We start from the raw sequence: 7,991 nt of genomic DNA, 5'->3' as shown, positions 1-7,991 counted from the left end.
ATCTTGTTGAAAGCAAAAATGTAAAAATTGAGCGAATCATATCAAAAGGCCATAGCTCACCTGAGTCAGGTTGGTATGAGCAAGCAGACAATGAATGGGTGATGGTTTTAAAGGGGGGAGCGATAATCACATTTGACGACGGATCATCTTTCACTTTAAAAGAGGGGGATTACCTGGAAATAAACTCTTTTCAGAAACACAAAGTAAGCTGGACTGAGCCTGATATAGAGACAATATGGTTGGCAGTTCATTATTAAATAAAGCAGATAACAAGCGTTAAGATACGCCATAATTTAAGCTGGTGCGAAAGGCTGGACCGCCATATATATTTTGGACAATGCTATTTCGCTTGAGTGAGGAGCTATTAATTCATGATATAAGCTGCTGTCTGCTATTTGTGTCTATTTATGCTGTGGTTTGTCTCTCCTGGGTGTGCTAGGATCTGTCGCCGTTTATTAGCCTGATAGAAGGTTTGCTAATAAACGATCAAATATCCCTTAAGACGGATCCGCCTAAGCTGTGTATCCGTTGTTGCCAAACAGCGAGAGCAGAAAATGAAGTTTCCAGGTCAGCGAAAGTCAAAACATTATTTCCCAGTAAAAAATCGTGACCCATTATTGGCACAACTTAACCCGCAGCCTCAACGTTCTTCAACTTATGTAACTGGTATTGATCAGACCTTAGTCGATATTGAAGCAAAAGTCCTCGATGAGCTTCTTGTGCGATATCAGTTGCCTAAAGGTAATTCGACACTTATTAATGATGAGATGGCTCATGCACTCTATTCTGAATTAAAAAGCGAGCAATTGATCAGTGATGAGTTTGCTGGTGGAACGATTGGTAATACAGTCCACAACTACTCTATTCTTGCCGATGACAGATCTGTTTTATTTGGCGTGATGAGTAATAATATCGATGTGGGAAGTTATGCCTATCGCTACCTTTGTAATACCTCTTCAAAAGTAGATCTAAACTTCCTGCAGCCGGTGGAAGGAGCAATAGGGCGCTGTTTTACGCTGATCTCTAAATGTGGTGAACGTACGTTTGCGATCAGCAAAGGTGCAATGGATAAACTAAGCCCTGAATATATCGATAAAGATGTTATTCAAGGGGCATCCGCACTGATCTTAACCGCCTATTTGATGCGGGCTAGTGAAGGCGATCAAATCACCGAAGCTGCACTTAAAGCAATACAATATGCCAAAGAGGCAGAAGTGCCTGTTGTGCTGACTTTAGGCACTCGCTTCTTGATTGAGGGTGATCCAGACTGGTGGAAGAGTTTCATCAAAGAGAATGTCACTATATTGGCAATGAATGAAGATGAAGGTGAAGCATTAACCGGCTTAACAGATCCTTTATTGGCCAGTGAAGCTGCGCTTGAACTCTGTGATATGGTATTAACCACTGCAGGTCCGCTAGGCCTTTATACGGCAGGCTACACCGAAGATTCTCAGAAGAGAGAAACCAGTCACACCCTATTACCTGGTATGATTCCTGAATTTAATCGTTATGAGTTCTCTCGTCCTAAACTAAAAAGTGCCTGCGATACACCCGTTAAAGTGTATGCCCATATCTCTCCCTATATGGGCGGCCCAGAGAAAATCCGTAATACTAATGGCGCGGGTGACGGTGCATTATCTGCATTGTTACATGATCTGGCATCGAATACCTTCCATAAAGATAATGTACCTGGTTCAAGTAAACACAGGAATGATGGTTTGTGTTATTCCTCTTTTTCTCAAATATGTAAATATGCGAATCGTGTCGCTTATGAAGTGTTAGCGCAACACAGCCCGCGTCTTTCCCGTGGTCTGCCTGAGCGGGAAGATAGTTTAGAAGAGGCGTATTGGGAGCGCTAATAAGCAGACTTGCCAGATAGATATTGGTTTGTACAAAATGCAACAGATATAGAGATTCGGGATTATTTGCAATATCTTAGCTGATTGATACTTTATTACATTTTTCACAAATGTTCGCTAATTAGAGATAATCGCTTTATTCGCTCAGTAAACGAAATGAGTAGCAGTTGCAACATATGTTGTAATTGCATTAATCCCGATGCGCCCATTGGTAGATCGCATATATTTAAAAGTGAAAAAATGGTTGTTTTTACGACGAACTTTTGATTTAGAAGAAAAGTTACTTTGGTGGTATAGGGAACAGAATGACAAATAAAGTAAAGCGGCAGCGTTTTTCAAAAAACGAATGGCTTGAAGCCGGATTGAAAATGTTGGCAGCTCAGGGAGTGGACAAGCTCACGATAGGTAGTTTGTCGCGTACCGTCGGTGTCGCTAAGACCAGTTTTTACTGGCACTTTAAAGACAGACAGGATCTGCTGGATCATATGCTCGAATATTGGGTATCCGCGTTTAACACTGTGTTGACGGACAAGCCGGAACTGATTGCGCTTGCCCCCAGACAACGCTTGCAGGCTATTACAGATACAGTTATCGGGCAAGAATTAGTAAAATATGAGTTAGCCATCCGCGCTTGGGGCAGCCATGACAAATCAGCCCAAGTCGTGTTCGACAGTATGCACTGCCGACGAATGGCCGTTATTAAACAGGCATTTGCCGGTGCGGGCTTTGATGAGCTTGAGCAGGAAAACCGGGCCCAGGTTTTTAACTGCTACCTTAACTGGGGTAATGTAATGCAGGGTGATGCTCTGGCATATAAACAAATTATTAACGATTTGATTCCTCTGCTGCTGAGAAATTAGCCCGAAGCTGTTAATCTGCCGTCTCTTGTGCAGTAAGCTCAAGGAGCTGGCCTTGCTTTTTGCTATAAATGCCAAAAAACAAGTTCAGCTCCAGAAGATGAAATTGCAATACGTTTAAGTTGCAGTTAATCCCACAAAACCGCTCTAAAATGTTTTCTGCATACCGACTGATAGCTTTCATTACCACCAATCTCTACCTGCTGACCTTCCCGTATCGGATTACCCTGATCATCAAGGCGTAAAATCATATTTGCTTTACGGCCGCAATGGCAGATGGTTTTAAGCTCAACGAGTTTATCGGCCCAAGCGAGCAGGTAGTGACTGCCGCTAAACAACTCACCTTGGAAATCATTTTTAATGCCGTAACACAATACGGGAATATTTAAATTATCAACCACATGAGTCAACTGCTGTACCTGTTCTTTACTTAAAAATTGCGACTCATCAATTAAAATACAATGCTGTTGTTGCTCTTTGTGAGCGGCTTCGATCATGGTCGCTAAATTATCGTTACTGGAAAAAACTTGCGCATCGCACTCAATACCGATTCTGGAAGAGATTTTACCAACGCCGGCACGATCATCAATGGATGCGGTCAAAACGAAGGTGTTCATACCCCGCTCGCGGTAGTTGTAAGATGACTGTAAAAGAGAAGTGGATTTACCGGCATTCATTGCCGAATAATAGAAATAGAGTTGTGCCAAAACGAGGCTCCTTAACTGTCATGTGTCGTCATAAAAAAAGCCGTCATATCGTTTGATATTACGGCTTTCTAATAGCTGATGGAGTAGATGCAGAGCTTGTAATCCATTAACTATTTTAATATTTAGAGTGTCGAAATTTTTATGCGCCTATTCTAACATTTTGTGTGGTTTTGTGTAGCCGTTTGAAAAATATCAGGCTCGGCGTTGTGTGTAGCTCATATTTACCTATTGTGCTGCTGATTGTGATATTAACTTTTACGCTTAATAAGTGACTGCCTTTTTCAAGCTTTAAAAGGTATTGCCTTGTGAGGATGATTGTTTGAGCTTATATTGATATAACCAATCAAAATGAATTTGATTTAAAAAATAATATATGACGTATATAAAGGGCAATGATACAGGGAGGTAAGATGAAATGGTTTCAAAAAAAATAATACACGATTTTCTCAATATTTTACCTGCTGTATTGTACGAATATGTCCTTTACAAAGATGGAAGCAGTGAGTTTCTCTATATGAGTCCATCTGCAGAAGAGATCTTGGGCCATTCTCCAGATTATTTTGTTGAAGACGCGAACCGCTTGTGGGAGATAGTTCATCCCGATGATATCAATCGTCTCCACGATGAGGATCTGGAGGCAAGCCGGAAAAATGAGTTTTTTGTTTCGGAAGTCAGGATATTCCTACCTTCCGGTGAAGAAACTTGGATTCAGATCTCCTCTAAACCAACCTCTGAAAAGAAAAATAACGCTGTTATCTGGAGTGGTTACATTATTGTAATTACGCGTATAAAACAGATCGAACAGGAGTTGCTTAAGGCCAATCGGAAATTAAAATCACTTTCGGTAACGGACGGCTTAACCGGACTTGCCAACCGCCGTCACTTTGATGAGACACTAGATAACGAATGGGCACGCTTTGAACGAACGGCAAAGCCATTTGCACTAATCTTACTCGATGTTGACTATTTCAAGGAGTATAACGATCAATATGGACATCAGATGGGAGATAGTTGTTTAAAAAGCATTGCTACTATTCTGAAAAAAGCAACCCGCCGAGCGGGGGACCTTGCTGCCAGATATGGCGGAGAAGAATTTATTATTATCGCTTTTGATACAAAAATAGCGGATGCACTGCAAATGGCTGAACAAATCCGTCAATCTGTCGAATCTCTTAATATTAAAAATGAGCACACCTTGTTCGCTAAGCTGACAGTTAGTATTGGTGTTTCCGCCACCTCGAACAACGAGTACCCGGATCAAGCACATTTTCTAAAAGCAGCTGATATAGCGCTTTATCAGGCCAAAAATGAGCGGCGAAATTGTGTGCGCATCGCAGGCGAGCTTAAGTAGTTACTGCAGAGTAAGCTAAAATAAAGAATGGAGATAAAAAGCAAACAGCTCCACTTTCTTTTAACTCATAAAAATGTTTTAACTTCGCCTCATTTCTATGTTTAATCTGCAACAAGAAGCTTGAAACAAGCCAATACTAAGCTTCTAAAAATATTCAGCTAGGCGCTCCTTGCCAGCATGGTTCGTTGAGCTATATTAATGCTATATATCAAAACGAGTTTATTTTCTGCCGCAGCGCGGCTTCGTTCAATAAGTCAACGCAACGGCCGGCAAACAGGTGTTATTGTTTAAAGCGATAGTGCTCCTGTCATTATACTATGAGGTGAATTATGAAGATCTTCAATAATCCGTATTCTGCTGCTCTGTTAACTGTTTTAACAAGTGCTTTATTAGCAATTAGTGCGCAATCACAAGAAATTCCAATACGAGGTCCTATGGCATTCGTCACCTTTGACATAAACAGTAATGGTTTAGTGAGTGAGGAAGAGTTCAACCAGATGCGTGCAGAGCGCATGTCAGCAAGAGCGGCTGAAGGTAGACAGATGCGCGGAGCCGCTACTGCACCCGCTTTTTCTGAATTCGATACAAATGCGGATGGACAATTAACCCCCAATGAATTTTATTTAGGGCAACAGGCACAAATGGAAAAACGTGCAGGGATGGGGATGGGGAAAGGTCGCGGAATGGGTCAAGGTATGGGTATGGGATATAATATGCCGACCTTTTCTGAATATGATTTGAATGGAGATGGAATAGTAGTTGAGAGTGAATTTGATAAAGCGCGCAGTAACAGGATAGGTGAAATGGAAAAGATGGGCTATCAGATGAGAAACCTTGCTAATGCGCCTTCGTTTGCCGATATTGATGTAAATGGAGATGGAGAAATTAGCTCAGAAGAATTTACTGAACATCAGTTATTGCGTCGCCAGCAAAGGGCGCAATAAACATAAAATGTTATTCGTAGAATAGTTTTTGCTCTAATTGTACGAACAAGCACCTAACCTATTCGGTTAAATAAAGCTGCCTGCATTTTTTGTTTAAAAAAGCTAATCAAGCAAATTAAAGAAGATAGATTTCTGGTTACGAATACAGATTTTGCATCTGTGTTTTCTAGTGCTGTTTTTGGTTTTAGTGTTAGGTTTTTTGGTCCTAAAAACAGAAACAGCCCTCTTTTATTATTTGCAGTGAAAGCTGCTATATCTGTAAATTACCGTTTAACTTTTTAATTAATAACAATAAATCCATGCCTACAGAAAAAACAAAACTAAAAAGCATTTGCACAGGCTATTTATTGTTATTAACTACTACAGCTGCTGCCTCTCAATATATCAATATCTACTATAATTAAAAGCGTCTGACAGAGGTTATTCTACACTCAAAGAGCGGCAAACATTCTACAAGCTTATTAGGTGATTATGTAATAGGAAATGAATGATGTTTAAAATTTTCTTTTTCCCTGTGACTCTTGCGCTTATCCTTTTGGCGATTGGCTATTCCACCTTTACTGGCGAAGTTGAGAGTATCAAGAAATCAACAAAATCTACTATTGAGATGCGTTTTACGCTTCTCAATAAATATATTCGTTTAATTTCGGCAAATAACGCAGCAATGCGTGACTCGATAGTAGATGCTTATTCTGATGTGAAGAGTGGCCGCTATAATAATGAATCTCTGTTAGACAGTGTCTCTTACTTTAAATCATTGGATCTCTACGGGCTGTCGCCACAAGCTTATCCTGAAATAGTCGAAAAACTTAACGGCACCTTGACTATACTCGGTAATGTCAAACTTTATGACCCAGATTTGCGGCGAGAGCTGAGTGCAGTCCTGATGAAAGATGGTGAGTTTGATATTTTAAGTGGGCAGGCTGAGCTGGCTGTCTGGACTTATTATTTATCAGCTAAGGGCTTTTTATACCTGTCGCCCAAACTCCCGATAGATGCATTTCAGTTCTTTCCTGAACTCTATAAAAAACCTTTCTGGACAGAAGTCACTCCCTCCTCTAACCCATCGGGCAGGCAGATTATCAGCTCGCTTTATGATGACAGGGCTGGTCAGGGGTTAATGATTACCATTTCTACTCCTGTAACAATCGATAAGCAGTTTTTGGGTGTTGTTTCGGTGGATATCGGTATTGAATATATGTCGTTTATTCTGAGTGTTGGTAATACAGTTGGCGCATCATTTGTACTGGATGAAAAAAAACTGTTGGTTGCAGCTAATCGCCCTGTATCGGTAGGCGAATTCCTGCCTTTCCCTGTGCTTGATAGTAACGCGCAATGGCTTGAAGTTAGCGACGGTTGGTTATATAGCGCGCCTATACGTGCAGATCAGTTGTACCTTGCACACCACTTGACAAATAGTGAACTGCTGATAAATGCCGCCAAATCATCCGCAGTTGCATGGCTTTTGCTGTTGTTAGGTGCCGTACTTGGTTTTTTTGCCATTTTTATGTACCAATCAGCCAGCAAAAATAGCTTATTGATGCTGCTTGATCCATTGACTCAGATCTATAACAAACGCGGGTTTTATACATTGATAAAACCGATATACTCCGGTCTACTGCGTTCGCCTAATTCTTTTGCCGTGCTGATGATTGATATTGACCACTTTAAAAGTATCAATGATAGATACGGCCATGCTGCTGGCGACGGCGTTATTGAATCGATCGCAAAAACAATAACGCGTACTAATAGAAAATCTTCGCTCTGTAGTCGCTGGGGAGGTGTGGCGTTTCTGGTGTTTTGTCAGGAAGCGACACCTGAGACCGCTCAACTTTTGGCGAAGAGAGTTAACCAAGCCGTAGAGAAACAGAAACATGGTAGCAGTAAATTGGATGTAACCGTAAGCATTGGCGTGTGTGTAAGCCGGGCGACTGATGATATCGATACGATTATCGAACAAGCCGAACAGGCATTATATAAAGCCAAGGAGGGGGGGAGAAACCAAGTGTTCTTGCGCAATTCGCTGTAATCTAAGGTGTTGAATCCTCTTTCACCAAGATGCCAGCTAAAACTCTGTCGAAAAGAGCGGTTAGTTGTACATTACGCTTGCTGACTGCGGGCAATGCGATGCAGTCTTTGCAGCTCACAATTCATTATTGTAGTTAAAAGACGGGCGTTTAATTTATCGCTATGAAACGCCCTTTATAATATGAAAAGATTAAAGTACTTTCCAAAGCATCTGTTCACCAGCGCGAATTGGCACAACCTGATCG

Annotated in this window: 7 protein-coding genes; 6 read left to right on the top strand and 1 reads right to left on the bottom strand. The window is 41.1% G+C overall.

What is annotated here, in order from left to right; all coding sequences use genetic code 11:
* From AC4GME_RS09350 to AC4GME_RS09340, 3 genes are all read left to right on the top strand, one after another.
* Positions 1–257, top strand: a 257-nt coding sequence (locus AC4GME_RS09350) for a cupin domain-containing protein (RefSeq protein WP_490379285.1), incomplete at its 5' end; no start/stop codon positions are given.
* A 297-nt stretch (positions 258–554) separates the two neighbouring features.
* Positions 555–1,859 (top strand): inosine/guanosine kinase, encoded by a 1,305-nt coding sequence (locus AC4GME_RS09345; protein WP_490378455.1) that lies wholly within the window; start codon positions 555–557, stop codon positions 1,857–1,859.
* Between the two features lie 305 nt (positions 1,860–2,164).
* On the top strand, positions 2,165–2,719 hold the full coding sequence (locus tag AC4GME_RS09340; RefSeq protein ID WP_490378456.1) for a TetR/AcrR family transcriptional regulator: 555 nt from the start codon (positions 2,165–2,167) through the stop codon (positions 2,717–2,719).
* A 125-nt stretch (positions 2,720–2,844) separates the two neighbouring features.
* Here AC4GME_RS09340 and AC4GME_RS09335 read toward each other — a convergent pair whose 3' ends face one another.
* A complete protein-coding gene (locus tag AC4GME_RS09335) occupies positions 2,845–3,423 on the bottom strand; it encodes a thymidine kinase (protein WP_490378457.1) in 579 nt (192 codons plus the stop codon).
* Positions 3,424–3,838: 415 nt separating this feature from the next.
* Between AC4GME_RS09335 and AC4GME_RS09330 the strand changes: the two genes are divergently transcribed.
* The 3 genes from AC4GME_RS09330 (at position 3,839) to AC4GME_RS09320 (ending at position 7,747) form a co-directional block, all read left to right on the top strand.
* Positions 3,839–4,774 (top strand): GGDEF domain-containing protein, encoded by a 936-nt coding sequence (locus AC4GME_RS09330; RefSeq protein ID WP_490376788.1) that lies wholly within the window; start codon positions 3,839–3,841, stop codon positions 4,772–4,774.
* Positions 4,775–5,103: 329 nt separating this feature from the next.
* Complete coding sequence (locus tag AC4GME_RS09325; RefSeq protein WP_490376787.1) at positions 5,104–5,718, top strand: EF-hand domain-containing protein; 615 nt, start codon at positions 5,104–5,106, stop codon at positions 5,716–5,718.
* A 487-nt stretch (positions 5,719–6,205) separates the two neighbouring features.
* Positions 6,206–7,747, top strand: coding sequence for a sensor domain-containing diguanylate cyclase (locus AC4GME_RS09320; RefSeq protein ID WP_490376786.1), 1,542 nt, complete (start codon positions 6,206–6,208; stop codon positions 7,745–7,747).
* The last annotated feature ends 244 nt before the right edge of the window (positions 7,748–7,991 follow it).

It is taken from the genome of Psychromonas sp., assembly GCF_983033635.1.
The sequence above is the reverse complement of the archived record's forward strand: the minus strand, read 5'-3'. Positions and strand labels throughout refer to the sequence as shown.